The organism is Dyadobacter sp. CY343 (assembly GCF_021390335.1).
In the GTDB taxonomy this organism is placed as follows: Bacteria; Bacteroidota; Bacteroidia; order Cytophagales; family Spirosomataceae; genus Dyadobacter.
The window spans coordinates 136,722-156,196 of sequence record NZ_JAJUXK010000007.1; the positions used below are offsets into that span (position 1 = coordinate 136,722).

Consider the following 19,475-nt stretch of genomic DNA (forward strand, 5'->3'; position numbering starts at 1 on the left):
CACATTGATCGCACCGGGCCGCCGGGCAGTCGAAATGTTACACCAATCCTTCGCGTAACAGATCATGCAGGTGGACAAAGCCCAGAACCTGATTGTTTTCAACGACAATAAGCTGGGTAATACTCTTCGACTGCATGATCTCCAACGCATTCACCGCATATTCATCTGGTGAAACTGTGACCGGCGCGATCGTCATAATGTCGCTGGCTTTCAAATTCAGCAAGCTTTCGCCTTCGTGTTCTTTCAGCATCCGGCGTAAATCGCCGTCGGTGATAATGCCCGCCATTTGATTTTCCCCTTTTATTACTGCGGTTGCCCCAAGCCTTTTTGAAGTCATTTCGAGGATAACCTGCTGTAATGTAGCACTTTCTGTTACGCTTGGCAGTGCATTGTGCGGGTAAAGGTCGCAGACTTTCAGATAAAGCCTTTTTCCAAGAGCCCCGCCCGGGTGATATTTGGCAAAATCGTCGTGCGTAAACCCTCGCGCTTCCAGCAAACAAATAGCCAAAGCGTCGCCCAGCGCCATCGTAACGGACGTACTGGTAGTTGGCGCCAGGTTTAGCGGATCGGCTTCTCTGGGCGCGTATGCGTGCAGGATAAAGTCGCTGTTTTTGGCCAGATAAGAATCCTTGTTACTGACCATCGCGATCATTTTCACACCGGTTCTTTTCAGCAGTGGAATTAAAACTTTGATCTCCGGCGTATCGCCGCTTTTTGAGATAACCAACACCACATCATTAGCCTGGATCATTCCCAGGTCACCATGAATAGCATCGGCCGCGTGCATGAACAATGCTGGCGTTCCGGTTGAGTTTAAGGTAGCTACGATTTTCTGCCCTACGATCGCGCTTTTGCCTATTCCCGAAATCACAACCCGCCCTCCCGAATTTAAAATAGTATATACGCAGTTTTCAAATTCATCATCAATCAGTTCAATAATTGTGTGCAATGCTTCTGCCTCCTGCCGTATTACTTCTTTTGCTATTGACTGGATATTTTTTATTAATTTCAAATCTGAAACACAGTTTAAAAGGATACAATTGTGGATATTCAAATCAAAAAACAAAGATATAGAAGTTTGGAATAACCATTTTGTTAACAGAGTATGGTAAAGCAGGTTGATCATGTCGTACTAGACACGTTAAAAGAAAAACTCAAAGAAATATTTGGATATAGTCAGTTCCGGGGTGACCAAGAAGTTATTATTCAAAACATACTTCTGGGAAAAAATACATTTGTAATCATGCCTACCGGGGCTGGTAAATCGCTTTGCTATCAACTGCCAGCGTTGGTCAGCGACGGGCTGACGATCGTTATTTCACCTCTTATTGCATTGATGAAAAACCAGGTCGACCAGTTGACCGCTTTTGGTATCAATGCACAGTTTCTAAATTCGACATTGACAAAGGCTGAAATGACGCGCGTTAAATCCGATGCGCTTGACGGAAGCCTGAAATTGCTCTATATCGCGCCGGAATCGCTTACAAAGGAAGATAATCTGGACTTCCTGAAAAAGGTCAAAATATCCTTTGTAGCCATCGACGAGGCGCATTGTATCTCTGAATGGGGCCACGATTTCCGGCCTGAATACCGCCGCATTTACGGAATTATTGAAAATATCGGCCAGCTTCCAATCATTGCATTAACTGCGACTGCCACGCCAAAAGTGCAGCAGGATATTCGCAAAAACCTGCAAATGGAGGAAGCAGAAACCTTTAAATCTTCATTCAACAGAAAAAACCTCTACTACGAAATCCGTCCGAAAAAGGATGTAAAAAAGCAGCTGATCCGCTACATCCGCAATAATAAGGGTAAGTCGGGTATTGTATATTGCCTGAGCCGGAAAACGGTGGAAGAGGTTGCCGAGCTGCTTAATGTCAACGACGTACGTGCATTACCGTATCACGCCGGTCTCGACAGCAATACTAGAATGTCGAACCAGGATGCATTCCTGAACGAGGAAGCCGATGTGATCGTGGCAACTATAGCATTTGGAATGGGTATTGACAAGCCGGATGTGCGTTTTGTAATACATTATGACGTTCCCAAGTCGCTGGAAGGCTATTACCAGGAAACTGGCCGTGCCGGGCGTGACGGTTTGGAAGGTAATTGTCTGATGTTTTATAGCTATGATGATATTCAGAAACTAGAAAAATTTAACAAAGACAAAACAGTTACCGAAAGAGACAATGCGCGCCACTTGCTGAATGAAATGGTGGCATATTCCACTTTGGGCGTTTGCCGGAGAAGGCAGTTGCTGAGCTACTTTGGAGAATATCTTGACAAAGACTGTGGTTTTTGTGACAACTGTATCAAATCAACTGAAAAATCAAAAGTTCAGGAAGATGTGGTTTTAGTGTTGAAAGCAGTTGCATTGACCGAGCAGCGTTTTGATTGTGAGCACATTGCAGATCTTTTGACCGCGACTGAAAATCAATATGTAAAAAGCTACGAGCACGATAAGCTTGAAGTGTACGGCAAGGGTCTTGAGTTGAATGAATCGCGTGAATACTGGATCTCGACGATCCGTCAGCTGGTGATTTTTAATTATCTGGAAAAAGATGTTGAGAACTACGGCGTGATCAGGTTGAGTACCAAAGGTGCCAACTATCTAAATGATCCTTACCAGGTTACGCTGCATAAAGATCACAATTTTGAAGAAGAGGAAGTAAAACCGGAAGACGACGATAAAGAAACGGCAGCAGCAGGAAGTGCCCACGCATACGATGAGGCGCTTTTAGGAATGCTGAAGGCACTTCGGAAGAAGGTGGCCAAAGAGAAAAACCTGCCTCCTTACGTTATTTTTCAGGATCCGTCTCTGGAAGAAATGGCGACGACCTACCCGACCACCCAACAGGAAATGGCGCAGATCAACGGCGTCGGAATGGGGAAGGTGCAAAAGTTCGGCCGCCAGTTTATTGATCTCATTACCAGATATGTAGAGGAAAATGAGATCGAAACTGCGAAAGATGTTGTTATCAAATCGACGGTTAATAAATCGAAGATTAAGATTTTCATTATTCAGCAGGTTGACCGCAAAGTAAGTCTGGACGAGATCGCAGAGGTAAAAGACCTGGAACTGGCCGATGTAATTGAAGAAGTTGAACATATTTGCTATTCGGGCACAAAGCTGAACCTGGATTATTATATTAACCAGGTGATCGACCGCGAAAGGCAACAGGATATATACGATTATTTTATGACCGCCGAAACTGATAATATCGCCGTGGCACTCGACGAATTTTCCAACGACGAAATCAGTGAGGAAGAATTAAGGCTGATGCGCATTAAGTTTCTGTCTGAACTAGCTAACTAGTTGCTGCACAATTTGATACGCACCAACCACCAAGTGAATTTTTAAAACAGCTTATGAATATACTGATATTGGGATCCGGCGGAAGAGAACATGCTTTTGCCTGGAAAATCTCCCAAAGCCCTCTTTGTGACAGCCTGTTTGTAGCCCCCGGAAACGCTGGTACAGCAGGTGTAGCAACGAACCTCTCTATTTCTTACAATGATTTTGATGCAATTGCGGACGCAGTACTGGCTCACAAGATCGAGCTTGTGATTGTGGGCCCGGAAGAGCCGCTTGTCAATGGTATTGTTGATTATTTCGAAGCGAACGCAAATCTTGCACACGTAAAGATCATCGGCCCGAACAAGGCTGGCGCGCAGCTGGAAGGCAGTAAGGATTTCTCCAAAGCATTTATGCAGAAATACGGAATCCCGACCGCTTCTTCCAAAACCTTTACGGCCGAGACGCTCGAAATAGGACTGGAATACCTGGAAGCACATCCCCTGCCGATCGTGTTGAAAGCGGATGGACTCGCTGCCGGAAAAGGCGTGATCATCGCAGAAAAATATGCCGAAGCGGAAACTGCTTTCCGTGAAATGCTTGTAGATAAAAAATTCGGAGATGCCGGTAACAAAGTAGTGGTCGAGCAGTTTTTAAAAGGTATTGAACTTTCCGTTTTTGTATTGACCGACGGAGAGCATTATAAAATTTTACCAGAGGCCAAAGACTATAAGCGCATTGGCGAAAACGATACCGGACTGAATACCGGCGGAATGGGTGCAGTATCACCGGTTACATTTGCCGACGCTAATTTTCTCCGGAAAGTTGATGAAAAAGTGGTCAAACCGACGCTTAATGGGCTAAAAAGCGAAGGCATTAAATATGTCGGTTTTATTTTCATTGGATTAATGAATATAAAAGGCGAACCTTACGTGATCGAATACAATGTTCGTATGGGTGATCCTGAAACGGAAGTAGTAATTCCGCGGATCCAGTCGGACCTGGCTATGTTAATGGCCTCGACTGCAAAGGGTACCCTGAATGACTTTGAACTACAGATATCACCACAGGTTGCAGTGACGACAGTAGTTGTTTCAGGCGGCTATCCTGGTGATTATGAAAAAGGAAAGGTGATTTCCGGAAGTGAAAAAGTAGAGGATGTGTTCTTATACCACGCTGGCACTACTTTTAACGAAAATACCGAAATAGTGACAAACGGAGGGCGGGTTATGGCATTCACCGGCCTCGCCAATTCACTCGAAAATGCGGTACATAAATCGCAGCGCGCAGCTCAGCTCGTGCAATATGAGGGTAAATATTTCCGTCACGATATAGGTGTTGATTTAATACGTTATAACGATTGATGAGGAGGAGTAATTATGGGATGCGGATCATGTTCATCAGGAGGATGCAGTACTGACGGTACTGCGGTATCCGGATGTGGAAGTAAAGGAGGTTGCGGAACCGGAGGATGTAACAAAATGAATGTCTTTGACTGGCTTAGCCACATGGATGTTCCTACCGGACAACGTTTTGACGTTGTCGAGGTGAAATTCAAGGGAGGGAGAAAAGAGTATTTCCGTAATATCAATCAACTGGAATTTATCACAGGCGACTATGTTGTCTGCGAAATGGCCTCTGGCCAGCATATTGGAACTGTTTCTTTGCAGGGCGAGCTTGTTCGGTTGCAAATGAAACGGAAAAACGTCGTGTTCAGCGATGATATGCATGTGATTTATCGCGTAGCATCGGAAAAGGATCTCGATAAGCACACGCAGGCAATGGCCCGCGAAATGCCGACCCTTTATCGTACCCGCGAAATTATCCGGGAAATGAAGCTGAATATGAAGTTGTCAGATGTAGAATTTCAGTCTGACAATACAAAAACGACGTTTTACTATTCTTCGGAAGAGCGCGTGGATTTCAGGGAGCTGATTAAAAGTCTGGCTTCGGAATTCAAGGTGAGGATTGAAATGCGGCAGATCAGTCTGCGTCAGGAAGCGAGCCGCCTGGGTGGTTTAGGATCCTGCGGCCGCGAACTTTGCTGCTCTACCTGGCTGACTGATTTTAAAAATATCTCAACTTCGGCAGCGCGTTACCAGAATTTGTCGCTGAATCCTGCGAAACTTTCCGGGCAATGCGGCAGATTGAAGTGCTGCCTTAATTACGAGCTCGAAACTTACATTGATGCATTAAGGGATATCCCCACAGTAGATGCGCCTTTGAAAACCAAAAAAGGCATTGCTACGCTGCAAAAGACGGATATTTTCAAACGGATCATGTGGTTTGGTTTTGATAAAGATACCAACTGGTACCCGGTAGCGATCGACAAAGTGTTGCAGATCATTGATCTCAACAAAAAAGATATTATCCCGGAATCACTTGAAATACTGACTCCCGAGCCAGAAAAAAGTCTGGAAAGAGGTGCTAATAAATTAAACAGCGACCTCGAAAATCTGGACAAAAAATACAGCGAGGAGCAGAAAAAGAAAAAGAAGAAAAAGAAAAACAGATCAGGTCAAAACAAAAACAATCCGAACGCGCAAGGCAAGCCACAAGCTGCGGCACCAAACCAACCGGCGGGTAAGTAAATTGTTTGGATTTATGAATATACAAGAAGTCAAGACTAGGCGTCGCCGTTTAGAACTTGACTTCTTTTTTTAGATAGATCTATGAAAAAACACATAGAGCGACTGCATCAGATTGCCAGCGGTGAATCCAGGCGCATTATTGGATTAATGTCCGGAACTTCGCTTGACGGACTGGATATTGCACTCTGCAATATCCGAAAAAGCGGCACTGAAACTGTGCCGACCCTCGAAAAATTCACTACAATACCCTACGAAGACCAGTTCCGTAACCAGATCAGAACGATATTTGCGAAACGGGAAATCGACTTCCAGCAACTTGTCCTGCTTAATCCCTACATCGGTTTGGTGCATGGGAAAATGATTAAGGAAACGCTGGCAAACTGGAATATCGCCCCCTCGGATATTGACTTGATCGCCAGCCACGGACAAACCGTTTTTCACGCACCTCAAAAACAACACAACTTACCCGGCTTCCCGAATGCCACTTTGCAAATCGGCGACGGCGATCATATTGCTGTGGAAACAGGCATTATTACGATCAGTGATTTCAGGCAAAAACATATTGCTGCGGGTGGCGAAGGTGCGCCGCTGGCTGTTTACGGGGATTATTTTCTGTTTTCGAAAAAAGATGAAAACCGCATTCTGCTGAATATGGGCGGTATTGCCAACTTCACTTACCTGCCCGGACATTTGGACGCAGCCGCAGTTTTCACCACCGACACCGGCCCTGGGAACACGCTTCTTGACTATTTCACCCGAAAACTTTTCAATAAACCTTTTGACGAAAACGGTGCGATCGCTGCGAGTGGTACTGTCAATGAATTGCTTTTAAATGCATTGAAATCGCTGCAATTTTTCACGCTGCCATTTCCGAAAACGACCGGGCCGGAAGTTTTCAATTTTGAATATGTGGAAACTGCAATTCAGAAAACGGGACTATCTTCGCTTTCAAACACCGACCTGATCGCTACACTCACGCAATTGAGTGCGGATACTATTTCAGACGCAATTTCAAGAACGATTGAAAGCGACCAGGAATACCGGATTTACGCTAGCGGAGGCGGCGGACATAATCGCGTTTTAATTCAGGCGATCAGCAAGAATCTAAATCAGGATGTTGGCCTGATCGATGAGTTGGGCGTATCCGGCGATGCGAAGGAGGCTGTTTTATTTGCAGTTTTAGCTAATGAAACCGTTGCTGGAATGCATTCCGATTTTGGTAAAAAAGAAGGAGTACCTTCTATTTCAATGGGCAAAATTTCTTTTCCCGGCTGATATTTAAATTAATACTAAAAATTCTGTTGGATAAGACTTCATACATGTACGATATCACTATTATTGGCGGCGGGATCGTCGGCCTCGCTACTGCACTTCGCATCAAAGAACAAAAGCCTGCATTAAAGGTTTTACTGCTCGAAAAGGAAAATGAAGTGGCAAACCACCAGACCGGTCACAATAGCGGCGTAATCCACTCCGGGCTATATTACAAGCCGGGAAGTTTGAAAGCGACCAATTGCATTCGAGGCTACCAAATGCTACTCGACTACTGCAATCGGGAAAATGTACCTTACGATTTGTGCGGCAAAATTGTAGTCGCGACTACCGAAGAGCAGCGCCCCCTGCTCCGAAACCTGTTTGAAAGAGGTAACCAGAATGGATTGACCGAAAACAGAATGATCTCCCAGGGCGAAATCCGTGAAATTGAGCCGCACGTGAAAGGCCTGGAAGGTATTTGGGTCCCTTATACCGGTATTATTGATTATAAAACTGTTTGTGAAAAATACGCTGAGAGCGTGCGGAAGCTGGACGGCGAGATTCGCTTTGGCGAGAAAGTGATTGACGTGCGCAGCAAAACCACGCATTCCGAAGTGGTATCTGCGAGCGGGAGAGTTTTCGAAACAAAGCTGATCGTGAACTGCGCCGGCCTATATTCCGACAAAGTCGCACAACTTACTCAGCCGGAGGATATTAAGGTTAGGATTATTCCTTTCCGCGGAGAATATTACAAAATCAAACCAGAAAAGCATCACCTCGTCAAAAACCTTATCTACCCGGTTCCAGATCCAAATTTCCCATTTCTAGGCGTGCATTTCACGCGCATGATCGAAGGCGGAATTGAGGCCGGCCCGAATGCAGTTTTCGCATTCCGCCGCGAAGGTTACGACAAGCTGGATATCAATTTTCCCGAATTAATGGAATCCCTCGCGTGGCCCGGCTTCCGGAAAGTGGCGATGAAATACTGGAAAACGGGAATGGGAGAATATTACCGCTCATTCTCAAAAGCTGCTTTCACAAAAGCATTACAGGGACTTATCCCCGAAATCCAAAGCGACGACCTCGTTCCTGGCGGCGCCGGAGTACGCGCGCAGGCTTGCGATTACGATGGTGGCTTGTTGGATGATTTTTCAATTATCGAGAATAAAAACGCAATCAATATCTGCAACGCGCCTTCGCCAGCTGCAACTTCGTCGTTGTCAATTGGCCAGACCGTTTCGGAGCGCGTTTTAGCGCGGGTATAAGTGTTCAATTGCCGTCGACGGGAACAAAAGTCGACTATTCCCGGCTTGGCTTGCCCTTCCCCCGACTGAAGTCGCGGGTAATTGATTGTTATTAAATAAATCAAAATATTCTTTCTAATTTTAGTCACGCTGGCAAGCTCCTGAAAATGAGTTACCGCCATTTACTACGTTCAAGAAAAGTGAAAATCGAAATTGAAAAAACCATGAACAAAACGGCAAACGCACCTGTGGCAGAAGCTGCTGATGGTGCAAAGAAAAGCGATCGATTGACTCGGCTAATTGAAAAAGTAATGGCGGATAAGGAATCCGTTAATCTGTACCACGACGGAAAAATTACCAAGGATGAATTGCACGCCAGAGGAGTTAGGTTTGTTAAGGGCTTATGATTATACAGCAGAGGATAGCGATAATTGTGAAGAATATATCTTTAAAACCGACTCGGGCGCACTCTACTCCTGTTATTTCATAAATGCTTCCGGGTATTTTGAAGACTATCCATCAATAAAAAATGACATTGTCACCTTTGGATTCGGGCTAATTAGTCCATCTGAAGGTTTTTTTGTGGAAAAACGTTTCGAAGCGCGTTTTAGCGCGGGTATAAGTGTTCAATTACCGTCGACTTAAGTCGACGGTAATTAAAGAAAGAGAAGAGCTTTAAGCTTGCGGTATTTCAAATTTTTTGACTTGGGTGCTTTTTTTGCGGGAACAAAAGTCGACTATTCCCGGCTTGGCTTGCCCTTCCCCCGACTGAAGTCGCGGGTAATTGATTAAAATTTTTCTTCTTGTCGGAATTTCGGACTTATTTGTATATTTGAGAAATGAAAAAGTTTGCTTCGGTAACAGAAGCCTTTGAGTGGTGGTGTAAAAGTGTTTATCCTGGCCTCGCACCTGATATTAAAAAAGGAAAGTACACAAGTGCTTGGAAAGATTTCACTTATCAACAAGGGATATCTGAAAAAAGAATGAGGGAGATATTACTAGAATTTGGAGATGTGGATGTGAAGACTGTTGTCACTTTTACGCCAAAATAAAAAAATTTATCCAAAATTAGTCGGAAAACTCGACTAATTACTATAAAGAAAAACCCGGATGCTGCTGTCTCCAAACGTTGTCACCCGGGCCAGTTTAATCAATTAACAATCAAACTTTCGTAAATGTATGAACACATTTCAGAATTCAACAAACAATCCGGCGAATTGCACAAAAGCCCATTTATCGGAAACCCAACAAGCAATGTTGCAGGATATCCGCAACTTCTTCCTGACAGATAAATGCTCGCAGATCATTGGTTCAATGAATGAGTTGGTGGAAACGATTTTGTTCAGTAAAGACCTTGAAAACGTAACTCCGGAAATGCGCGTAGATATTGCGAATCAACTGAGAACTGTCACATTAATTTCCAAGCTAAGCGAAAGCAACCAAAGGAACTGATAAATTAAAGGCACGAACAAAACAAAAAAAGTCGTGGCCGTTTCTTACGAAACAACCACGACTTAATATTTTCAAAAGCCAAAAGCTAACTGCTAACAGCTAAAAGCTGTTAGCTACTCCTGCCCTATCTTGCTATGCTTTTTACCATAACCGAAATACACTGCGAACCCGATTGCAAGCCATATTGCCAGACGATACCAGCTTTCGATCGGTAGTGAATACATTAAGTAAAGACAAACCACTATTCCCATGATCGGTACGAATGGTACCAGCGGCGTGCGGAATGAGCGGTGAAGCTCAGGCCTTTTAACGCGCAACATCCAAACACCTACGCACACCAGACAGAATGCAAAAAGCGTTCCGATACTTACCATATGCCCCAGGTCACTTACAGGAACAAGTCCCGCAAAAATGCTCACGAAGCCCATGAAAAAGATGTTGGTTTTGAACGGCGTTTTGAATTTAGGATGCACTTCGCTGAAAAACTTAGGCAGCAATCCATCTTTGCTCATTGAGTAAAAAACACGGCTTTGACCCAAAAGCATGACCAGCATTACAGAGGTGTAACCCGCCAGAATCGCAATGATCAATGCTGTTTGTAAGGAATCGTAACCCGTTTGCGCAAAGGCAGTCGCAGCCGGTTTTGCATCATTTGCGAATGCAGTGTATTTCACCAAACCTGTCATTACGTGCGCGAAAAGCACGTACAAAATCGTACAAACGACCAAAGATCCAAGGATACCGATCGGCATTCCTTTTTGGGGATTTTTAGCTTCCTGCGCGGCAGTTGAAACCGCGTCAAATCCAATGAATGCGAAGAATACCACCGCGGCCCCGGTAGCAATACCAGACCAGCCGAAGTTTTCATAAGCGCCTGTGTTTTCAGGAATGTAAGGCACATAGTTGTCCGGGTTGATATGGCTCCAGCCCAGTCCGATGAATACCAAAACAACCGCCACTTTTAATACAACAAGGAAATTATTAAGGAATGCAGATCCCTCAGTACCACGGATCAAAAGAAGTGAAAGCAGACAAACGATCAGGATCGCAGGCAGGTTCACGATTCCGTTATCAATAATAGTCCCGTCGCTAAGTGTTACTACTTCAAAAGGAGAGCAAACCAGCTGCGTGGGAAGGTGAATATCAAATTTACTGAGGAATTCCAGGAGATATCTGGACCAGCTTACTGAAACAGTAGCCGCTCCCAATGCATATTCAAGAACCAAATCCCAGCCGATGATCCAGGCAACGAACTCGCCCATTGTGGCATAGGAGTAAGTGTAGGCACTTCCTGCGATCGGAATCATGGAAGCGAATTCGGCGTAGCAAAGGCCGGCAAAACCGCAGCCTACCGCGGCAAGTATGAATGAAATGGTTACTGCAGGTCCCGAATGTTCCGCAGCGGCAATACCTGTTAAAGAGAAGAGTCCTGCGCCGATGATTGCGCCAATTCCTAATGCCACCAAGCTCGCCGATCCAAGTGATCTTTTTAGTTGGTTGGCTTCGCCTGTTGATTCATTTAATAATTTTTCAATGGGCTTTTTAACCCATAGTTGATTTGCCATAAGCTCTTTTGTGTAGTTATATGAACATCTTATAAAACTAAAAGAAAATTTGCTGATAACTTGTCAAGACAAAATAAAAAAAGGGACAGCACAATGCTAACCCTTTTTTCTTCTAACTTATTACGCTTTAACTTTCTTTGGTGCCGCTGGTGCTGTTTCTGCTACTGCCAGTGCAGGCTCTTTCTTCTGATCACGTTGCAGCAGGTCAACCACGATCGGTGCCGCTACGAAGAGTGAAGAGTAAGTACCTACGATTACCCCAAGCAACATACAGAATGTAAATCCGCGGATCACAGCTCCTCCGAAAATCATCAGAACGATCAACACCAGGATTACAGAGATACCCGTCACCGCAGTCCGGCTCAAAGTACTGTTCAAGGCATTGTTGATAACCGTCGGCAGGCTCTGGCCACGTGACTTATCGTCTGCCAGGTAATCACGGATACGGTCATAAATTACGACGGTATCATTCATCGAGTAACCGATCATCGTCAAAATCGCTCCGATAAATGCCTGGTCGATATCCAGTGACCAAGGTAACCAGCCGTTGAACAGCGAGAAGATCGCAAGAATGATCACCACGTCGTGCGCAAGCGAAACAACCGCACCGTAACTGAACGCAACCCTTTTGAAACGGATCAGGATATAGATAAAGTTAGCACCTAAGGCAAGCAATACAGCATATACAGCCGACCACAAAGTATCTTTCGCCATTGTAGGGCCTACTTTATTGGAGCTTACGATTTGCGCAGGATTGTTACCCATCTTCTTAACCGCTTCCATAACCTTCGCCTCAGCGCGCTGATCTGCGTCTGGTGTAGTTTCTTCGATCAGATATGCAGTCGTAATTTTCACCTGATCCTGTCCACCGAAAGTTTTCACTTCGGTTGCAGAACCCAGCGTTTCATCCATTTTATCACGCAGAACATCAGCATCAACATTGTTCTCAAAGCGCACTACATAAGAACGGCCGCCTTTGAAATCAATACCTAAACCAAATCCCTTAAATATGAAAGAACCAATTCCGATCGCAATGATTACACTTGATATAATGTAAAAACGGCGACGCTGAGATACGAAATCAAAATGGTTGTCTTTGAACCAGTTCTTCGTTAGACCGGTATAGAAGTTGAAAGTTTTACCCTTTTTAATCTGATATTCAAGCAGCAGACGCGTGATGAAAATCGCGGTGAAAAGAGATGTAAGCAAACCTAAAACCAGCGTAGTCGCAAAACCAAGTACCAATCCTGTGCCGAATGTGTAAAGGATTATACCTGTCAAAAGCGTGGTTACGTTCGAGTCAATAATCGCACTCAATGAACTCTTGAAACCGTCGCGAACTGCCTGGGCAAATGGTTTTCCTGCCTCAAGTTCCGTCTTTATACCTTCGTAGATCAGTACGTTGGCATCCACCGCCATACCGATCGAAAGGACGATACCCGCAATACCCGAAAGTGTCAGTACTGCGCCAAGCGACGCCATGATACCTAACAGGAAGAACAAGTTGATCAACAATGCGATATCAGCGATCCAGCCCGCTTTGCTGTAATAAGCGATCATGAACACCAGTACAATCACCAAACCAACCGCCGACGAAAGCAAACCGTCGTTGATCGCCTCAGCACCGAGTGAAGAACCTACTACGGCTTCTTCCACAATGTGTGTCGGAGCAGGTAACTTACCCGCTTTCAACACGTTAGACATATCTTTGGTCTCTTCAACTGTGAAGCTACCAGTGATACTTGAGTTACCATTTGGGATTTCACCCTGTACCGTCGGTGCAGTGTAAACCAGGTTATCGATAATGATCGCAACCGGGCGGCCAATGCTGCGGGCAGTTAGTGAGCGCCATTTGCGGGCTCCCTCTCCGTTCATTCGCATGGTTACTTCCGGACGACCGCTTTCGTCGTAGTCGTGCGTTGCATCTACGATCACGTCACCTTCCATGGCAGCCTCGCCATTTTGCTTTTTGATAAAATACAATGGCAGGATCAGCTGGTTATCTCCGGCAGCGGTTCCTTTACGGTCCCACATGAAAACCAGGTCAGCCGGGAATAGCGAGCGAACTTCCGGGCGGCGAAGAATTTCTCCTGCGCGCGCAGTATCTTTCAAATAAACACCCAGACCTTGCGGCATTGGAACAAATAAGCTGGTCAACGCAGCAGTTTGCGCTGCAACCGCAGCCGAGTCATTTGCAGTAGAGTCACTTTTTTGTGCCAGCTGCTCAGCCAGGCCACCAGTTGTTTTCTTGGTCGTATCTGCTTTTGCAGTGGTTGCAGCAGCAGGTCTTTTCGCTTTTTCGACCTCCGCCTGTTGCGTCAAATACCTTCCCAGACCTTCCAGACCTGCGCCCAGTTCGTTAGTCAGATATACTTCTGCAAATTCAAGTTTCGCAGCGCCGGACAAAAGGCGACGAACACGTTCAGGGTTATCCACACCTGGTAATTCCACCAAAATACGGTTTTGGCCAGGCAAACGCTGGATGTTCGGGTTAGTTACACCAAACTTGTCGATACGTGCCGAAGTGATCTGGAATGCACGGTCAATAGAACCGTTTACTTCAGTATTCAGCATTTTTATTACATCTGAATCAGATGAATTGCTGCTGATCTTGCCGCGGTTTGAGCTGGTAGCGAAAACAGACGCAAGGCTTGTATTCGGCGCCGCTTCTTTATACGCCGCAGCAAAACGGTTGATAAAAGTGCTGTTGCTCGCAGCTTTGTCCTCACCCGCTTTTTTCAATGCAGCCTGAAATGCAGAACTGCGTGCGTTTCCACCTGCCATTCCTTTCAAGATGTCAGCAGGAGCTACTTCTAAAACCACGTGCATACCACCTTGCAAATCAAGGCCCAGGTTGAGCTCACGTTCTGTAACTTCCTGCAGGGTATGACCAAGGTAAACTTCCTGCCGCCACAGCGAGTCAACATAACGCTGTTTTTTTGCTATATCTACTTCTCCTCTTGAATCGGTCGCGTAGGCAGTTGCTTTGCTTTTAAAGCTGCGTGAAGCGAAAGTAAAAGACAGATAATAGACGCTAATGAGGGCAACTATAATAGTTAACCCTATTATTCCATTCTTATTAGTCATTTTTTTAACTGAAAAAATTTAATTGAAATTCTTGAATAAAACGGATTGATTACCTGAATACAGGCGCCGGAGTCGCTGACAATGAGATTCTAATAATAAAAAATGCAGCAATTGCCTCCCCGGGTTCAGGGAGCGTTGGTGACTATGAGCCTTCCGAAGATTCGATGGAAGTAGGAGAACAGGAAAAACGATTCCTGAAATGTGAACCTTACCGCCAGCTGCGTGGCAACGAATTGCCAGACGGGCTGAGGTACGAAATAGAAGTAATGCGAGAAGTCAAATGAAATTGCCGGCGTGATAACCGCGTCGAGGGACAGGGTACTTACTTTCGCCTCTACCGGACTGGAAGCCTGCTCTTTGGCGCTCTTTTGCGCGATTTCCTTCGCCTTACCCGTGTAATTTTGACCTATTTCCGCATAGTCAGACCAAGACCGCGCGCCTGCTACCACCAAAAGCATGGCGGCTAGCATAAAGCTGATTGTCTGGTTGATAAGTCTTTGCGCTCTCACGAAGTGAATAGGGGGTTCCTAATGAACCGCAAATTTTGATCTAAAAATTTACAATACCAAACTATTTTTCAACTGCAATTTGTATCAACTTTCGAATATTTATTTTAAATCGTCGAATAGCCAAGCCGGGAATGCTGTGTTTCATTTTCGGAAAAAATAAATCGCGAAGCGCCGGGCGGGAGGCAAAATGCAATCTCTAAATCGCATTCTACCGGAACAAACCAGCCTGCCAGCCAGATAATTAGCATATTAAAATCGTCGTCTTCCAAACATTTTTCCAATGCGCCTAAATCTGGCAAATGTACCTCTGCTATTATTTTCGGACTGTATACGTCGATCTCACCGCCCAAAACAAGATCCAATCCCACCGAAACATTATTCAGCCGCGTTTCAGCTGGTACTGTAAACCTGCCCGCGGGTAAGGTTTGGAAACTCACCTCATAATCCAAAACCGCCAACAATATCTCTCCCGCCACTTTCAGATCACCCCTATTCTCTGAGATCAGCGGCATTACCGGCACCAGCCTGACGAGCATTGCCTTACTGATCTTAGCCGGTACCTGCCAGAAATTACGCAGTTCGTCCAGCAGGAGCGAATCGGGATCGAGATCGTGTGCAAGCTGTTCCAAACGCGCCAGCTTCAACCGGTTGAGGAAAAATTCGTGTTCCAGCGGCAAAAAGAACAGCCTCGATTTTTGCTCTTTTTCCCGCTGCAGCCTGATTTCGTCGACCTTTTTTTTCAAAGTATTGATCGAGCCGGAAGAAGGCAAATGGAAGAGCTGTTCGGGTAAATGGTCGTAAATCCCGTTCCTATTCGACGCTATGATCTTCCCCTCAAAATTCCCCAGCTCTGCCTCACCCACAAATTCAACATCCGCGTGGCTGCGCCTTTTGAAAGAGCCGAGCGGCTTGAATAGAATTTTGTCCTCTGCAATACCTTCTTCCAGCCACGAACCCGCGACGAATTCTGCACTGAGATCACTTTGATGTTCCGCCAGCATTTTTGTAGTCTATTTATTTGCCAAAACCTTTACCGGATACATTCCCGTAGAGCGCCGCTGGATTTTTAATTGTAAAAGCTGACAAGCATCACGCCATTCCGAATCGTTGCTCACATGCAGGGCAGGCTTCAAATCCACGATCAGGCAACGCAAAAATCCCTGCCCGGGCAAATTACCCGGCATAAAACCAGACCTAACATCCACACCCGACAGCCGATCACCCATTTCGCCAAAACAAAATGCGCGAATATCTTCCAGCGTGACCAGCCGGTTGCCCGTAATCAGGTTTTTTCGGAGCTGCTGTACATATTCCGTTTCTTCCGGCTTGGGTTTTCCTCCCGCAGTTTTGGTCAGTAAAATCGTGTCCGCGCTACTCAGGCCCGAGGCGCTGTAAGTCTGCATTTTGGTACCCGCCGAAATTCCGTTGGCAGTTTCAGAAGTAGTAGTCCAGTAGGAAATGAAAAGTACGTCAGGATTTTTCTCGCCCTTGATCACCAGAAAAGGCTGCGCGGTCGTTTCGCTCGCTTTTTTCACGCCCAATTTCTGCTCGATCCGCGCCATATTCTGTGCTATTTCCCGCAGCAGCGAAGCCAGAAAATCCTCCCCCACCGCATTGAATGCAGTTACCTCATCTTTCAGCAATTCCATTAAATGATACAAAACCGCCTTCGCATTGCGCTCATCAAACCGGCCTACTCCCTGGTGCCGGACGGTGTATGTACCCACCGTTTCTTCGTCCGAATAAGTGGCTTTCCCCGAAGGCGCGTAAGCCTGGTTTTTCTGGTTGATCACCGAGTTGACCATAAGAAATGCGTCGCTCGAAGGCAGCGCGATCCCGTTCAATCCGGGCTGCAATCGGTAGGTGAACTTATGAAGCTGCATATTCAATACCGGAAATGCATTGATCGCCACTGTTATATTTTCAAAACCCGCTGCCGGAAACGACGACGGCCATTTCACTTTGATCCACGTAAGCGGCTTTTTGAGCATTTGCAAAGTGCGGCTGTCAAACTGCTGCTCAAATTCAGGCGGGTACAATGAGGTTTCCAATTTTCCTTTTTCCCAAACTTCATCACTGGCCAGATTCACAAAATTGTCGCTGTAAAGCAAAAGCTGGTGGTCGGCGTCTTCCTGCAAGCCTGTCCACGTATTCAGTACCCTGCCATTTGCCTCCCAGGTGGTTTTGGGAAGAAATTCGCGGTAATCGTATCCCTTTATATCGTTGATCCAATCTATAAAAAACCGGAATCCGTTCCACGAAGTAACGCCCGGATCCACTTCCAATCCGATCCACAAAGCCTGTTCGGCACCTGCATGCGACCGGCTGTTGGCAGTCAAGATTCTTGCTCCTTTTTCCAGTGCATATAATCCAGCCGGAGTAGCATAACTGGCCACGGCCGCATTGACGAGTGAATAGCTGCCCGCCGGAGCAAAAAACAGCTCATTCGACTCTCCTTTCCGTGCATTGGGCCGCTTACATACAAACTGGTTTTCCCGCTCCGTCCAGCCAAGCGGCTCCACCGGCCGGGCTTGCGCGATAGCAGCGCAGGGTTGCGGGCTATTTTGTATTTGGGGTGATAAAACTTCCGCCAGGCGCGTCATCAAACGCAGCTCAGTACCTTCGATCTCGTGCCCTATCTTCTCGAATTCGACCGAGCAAGCCTCGATCAAAAGCCTCACCAGCGGGTCGAACTGGTCTATTTTAGATTCATCCAACCCCCAAAGCTCCGCCGAGCGCCGCAACAAGCGACGGGAGATGTTTTCTTTTGTATAGTTGGCTGTTTGCATGTCTGTGGGGTTATGGTGGGAGTTGTTGGAAATGGTTCGGGATTGTTGGGAGTGGTTTGGAATTGTTTGGAATGGTTCGGATTGTTGGAAATGGTTCGGAGTGGTTCGGGATTGTTTGGAATGGTTCGGGATTGTTGGAAATGGTTCGGAGTGGTTCGGGATTGTTCGAGATAGTTCAGAGTGGTTTGAACGTTAGGAATGGTTCGGAGTGGTTTGAAAATGCTGTTTGACTATAAATAACAACCTCGAACAACCCCGATCCACCCCGACCAATAAATGACGAAAAATGACGACCCCAATCCACCCAAACAATAAATGACCAAAAATGACCATCAATGACAACCCCGAACAACCCCAATCCATTTCGATCTACTCCGAACCATTCCGATCCACCCCGAACAATACCATCCCCCTCACTCAATCGACAAAGGCGAAATAAATATCCTTTCAAAAAACACGAAATGCTCGTTGGTTCGGCGGATTGTGGCTTTGATCTCTATTCCGATCCTTTTGCGGATATAGTTGGTGCTTTTTGAAAGCATTTCGAATTCCTCCACTTCCACCCTTATTTTAGTATTAGTAAGCCGCGTTTCGTATTTGCTCACAGCTTCTTCGAGCGACTCGCGGATCAGGTCTTTCCATTTTATTTGTGATAAAACTGAAAAATCATGCTCCCAGAGTGCACAGCCGTAGCCGCTGTCAAAACGCGACTCGTTGAAGTGCGTAACCATCAGCAAATACAAATGCTGATGTATAGCCTCGCGCTCGGAACATTTGGGATGATTTTTGCCCGAAACAATGCGGTCGAGCGCGAGTGGCAATGCATAGTTCTGATCTTCCATCGGCGTTTAATAAAATGTGGTTGCTTTAATGAAAGTGTATCTTATTTTTGCCTCATATTCAACTGTCCCTGAACCGAATGAACCTTCCTTTTGTAAAAACCCCCACGCAGCGGCTGCAAGTACTATATGCTTTGGTCGTAGTTGCTATATTGTTGCTGGTCGGGGCGCTGGGTTTCTGGATCGTCGATTACCGCGACGCTTACCCGATGGCGATGGTCAGTTTTCTGGTGCTCGGTGTATTGCATGTGTATTTATTGTCGCAATGGTTTGAACATCTTTTCGAAAACCGTTCTGCGAAAGCGATAGGTTTTACCTTACTAATCTCACTGCTTGCCGCGCTGGCCATTATTTTTCTATACCATAAACTCGCTCAGGATCTTTCCAAGGGGGTAGGAATGGCCACAGCACTGGTTGGTTTCCTGTTCCCGATCTTCGTTTCGCGGGTTTATCAGAATTATCTTGAAATCCCTTTAAAAGAATACAAAAAATGGTATTACCCGGTTGGTCAGCCGCTGCCGGATATGGATCTGCTGGACCTATCCAGGGTACTGGTTATTCAGTTTGAGTTTACTAAAAAGGTCAATGAAACTGCATTCACGAACTTCCGGGCAAAAGCACCGAATGCAATGCTCTTCGGCGAGCTTTTCTTTATTTTCTTAAATGATTACAACGACCGTAATCCCGGCAGCCCGGTTGAATATCTTTCGCCGGACGGCGCGCCTTATGGTTGGTTATTCTACAAAAAAAGCCCCTGGTACAAGCGCCGAAAATACATGGATCCCGATCTTACTTTTCAAGCCAACAATGTGCTGGATAATGAGACGATAGTAGCAGTAAGAGGCTGATC

Annotated in this window: 16 protein-coding genes; 9 read left to right on the forward strand and 7 right to left on the reverse strand. The window is 45.8% G+C overall.

The window, feature by feature from the left end; all coding sequences use genetic code 11:
* Positions 1 to 37: 37 nt before the first annotated feature.
* Complete coding sequence (locus LZG94_RS22555; protein WP_233793953.1) at positions 38 to 1,012, reverse strand: SIS domain-containing protein; 975 nt, start codon at positions 1,010 to 1,012, stop codon at positions 38 to 40.
* A gap of 93 nt (positions 1,013 to 1,105) precedes the next feature.
* Between LZG94_RS22555 and recQ the strand changes: the two genes are divergently transcribed.
* The 8 genes from recQ to LZG94_RS22595 all read left to right on the forward strand — a co-directional run bounded on the left by recQ (position 1,106) and on the right by LZG94_RS22595 (position 9,836).
* Positions 1,106 to 3,316: a DNA helicase RecQ gene (gene recQ / locus LZG94_RS22560; RefSeq protein WP_233793954.1), complete on the forward strand. Its 2,211-nt coding sequence runs from the start codon at positions 1,106 to 1,108 to the stop codon at positions 3,314 to 3,316.
* A 53-nt stretch (positions 3,317 to 3,369) separates the two neighbouring features.
* Positions 3,370 to 4,659 (forward strand): phosphoribosylamine--glycine ligase, encoded by a 1,290-nt coding sequence (gene purD / locus LZG94_RS22565; protein WP_233793955.1) that lies wholly within the window; start codon positions 3,370 to 3,372, stop codon positions 4,657 to 4,659.
* Positions 4,660 to 4,776: 117 nt separating this feature from the next.
* Positions 4,777 to 5,886, forward strand: a complete 1,110-nt coding sequence (locus tag LZG94_RS22570) for a regulatory iron-sulfur-containing complex subunit RicT (RefSeq protein WP_233793956.1) — start codon at positions 4,777 to 4,779, stop codon at positions 5,884 to 5,886.
* An 81-nt stretch (positions 5,887 to 5,967) separates the two neighbouring features.
* Positions 5,968 to 7,161: an anhydro-N-acetylmuramic acid kinase gene (locus LZG94_RS22575; protein WP_233793957.1), complete on the forward strand. Its 1,194-nt coding sequence runs from the start codon at positions 5,968 to 5,970 to the stop codon at positions 7,159 to 7,161.
* Between the two features lie 44 nt (positions 7,162 to 7,205).
* Entirely contained in the window at positions 7,206 to 8,405 is a 1,200-nt protein-coding gene (gene lhgO, locus LZG94_RS22580) for an L-2-hydroxyglutarate oxidase (protein WP_233794135.1), read from the forward strand.
* A 179-nt stretch (positions 8,406 to 8,584) separates the two neighbouring features.
* Positions 8,585 to 8,791 carry a hypothetical protein gene (locus LZG94_RS22585; RefSeq protein ID WP_215236267.1) on the forward strand — a complete coding sequence of 69 codons (207 nt, stop codon included), beginning with the start codon at positions 8,585 to 8,587 and terminating at the stop codon, positions 8,789 to 8,791.
* Between the two features lie 432 nt (positions 8,792 to 9,223).
* Complete coding sequence (locus LZG94_RS22590) at positions 9,224 to 9,436, forward strand: hypothetical protein (protein WP_233793958.1); 213 nt, start codon at positions 9,224 to 9,226, stop codon at positions 9,434 to 9,436.
* Between the two features lie 127 nt (positions 9,437 to 9,563).
* Complete coding sequence (locus LZG94_RS22595) at positions 9,564 to 9,836, forward strand: hypothetical protein (RefSeq protein WP_233793959.1); 273 nt, start codon at positions 9,564 to 9,566, stop codon at positions 9,834 to 9,836.
* A gap of 113 nt (positions 9,837 to 9,949) precedes the next feature.
* Here LZG94_RS22595 and LZG94_RS22600 read toward each other — a convergent pair whose 3' ends face one another.
* From LZG94_RS22600 to LZG94_RS22625, 6 genes are all read right to left on the reverse strand, one after another.
* On the reverse strand, positions 9,950 to 11,401 hold the full coding sequence (locus tag LZG94_RS22600; RefSeq protein ID WP_215236266.1) for an amino acid permease: 1,452 nt from the start codon (positions 11,399 to 11,401) through the stop codon (positions 9,950 to 9,952).
* A 120-nt stretch (positions 11,402 to 11,521) separates the two neighbouring features.
* Entirely contained in the window at positions 11,522 to 14,488 is a 2,967-nt protein-coding gene (gene secDF / locus LZG94_RS22605) for a protein translocase subunit SecDF (RefSeq protein WP_233793960.1), read from the reverse strand.
* A 125-nt stretch (positions 14,489 to 14,613) separates the two neighbouring features.
* Positions 14,614 to 14,958 (reverse strand): hypothetical protein, encoded by a 345-nt coding sequence (locus tag LZG94_RS22610; protein ID WP_233793961.1) that lies wholly within the window; start codon positions 14,956 to 14,958, stop codon positions 14,614 to 14,616.
* A 143-nt stretch (positions 14,959 to 15,101) separates the two neighbouring features.
* Positions 15,102 to 15,998: a hypothetical protein gene (locus LZG94_RS22615; RefSeq protein ID WP_233793962.1), complete on the reverse strand. Its 897-nt coding sequence runs from the start codon at positions 15,996 to 15,998 to the stop codon at positions 15,102 to 15,104.
* Between the two features lie 9 nt (positions 15,999 to 16,007).
* Positions 16,008 to 17,786, reverse strand: a complete 1,779-nt coding sequence (locus tag LZG94_RS22620) for a type VI secretion system baseplate subunit TssF (protein ID WP_233793963.1) — start codon at positions 17,784 to 17,786, stop codon at positions 16,008 to 16,010.
* Between the two features lie 413 nt (positions 17,787 to 18,199).
* The gene (locus LZG94_RS22625; protein WP_233793964.1) at positions 18,200 to 18,628 is read right to left on the reverse strand and encodes a GPW/gp25 family protein; all 429 of its coding nucleotides are present in this window, start codon (positions 18,626 to 18,628) and stop codon (positions 18,200 to 18,202) included.
* A gap of 77 nt (positions 18,629 to 18,705) precedes the next feature.
* Between LZG94_RS22625 and LZG94_RS22630 the strand changes: the two genes are divergently transcribed.
* Positions 18,706 to 19,473, forward strand: coding sequence for a TssN family type VI secretion system protein (locus LZG94_RS22630; protein ID WP_233793965.1), 768 nt, complete (start codon positions 18,706 to 18,708; stop codon positions 19,471 to 19,473).
* Positions 19,474 to 19,475 lie beyond the last annotated feature (2 nt).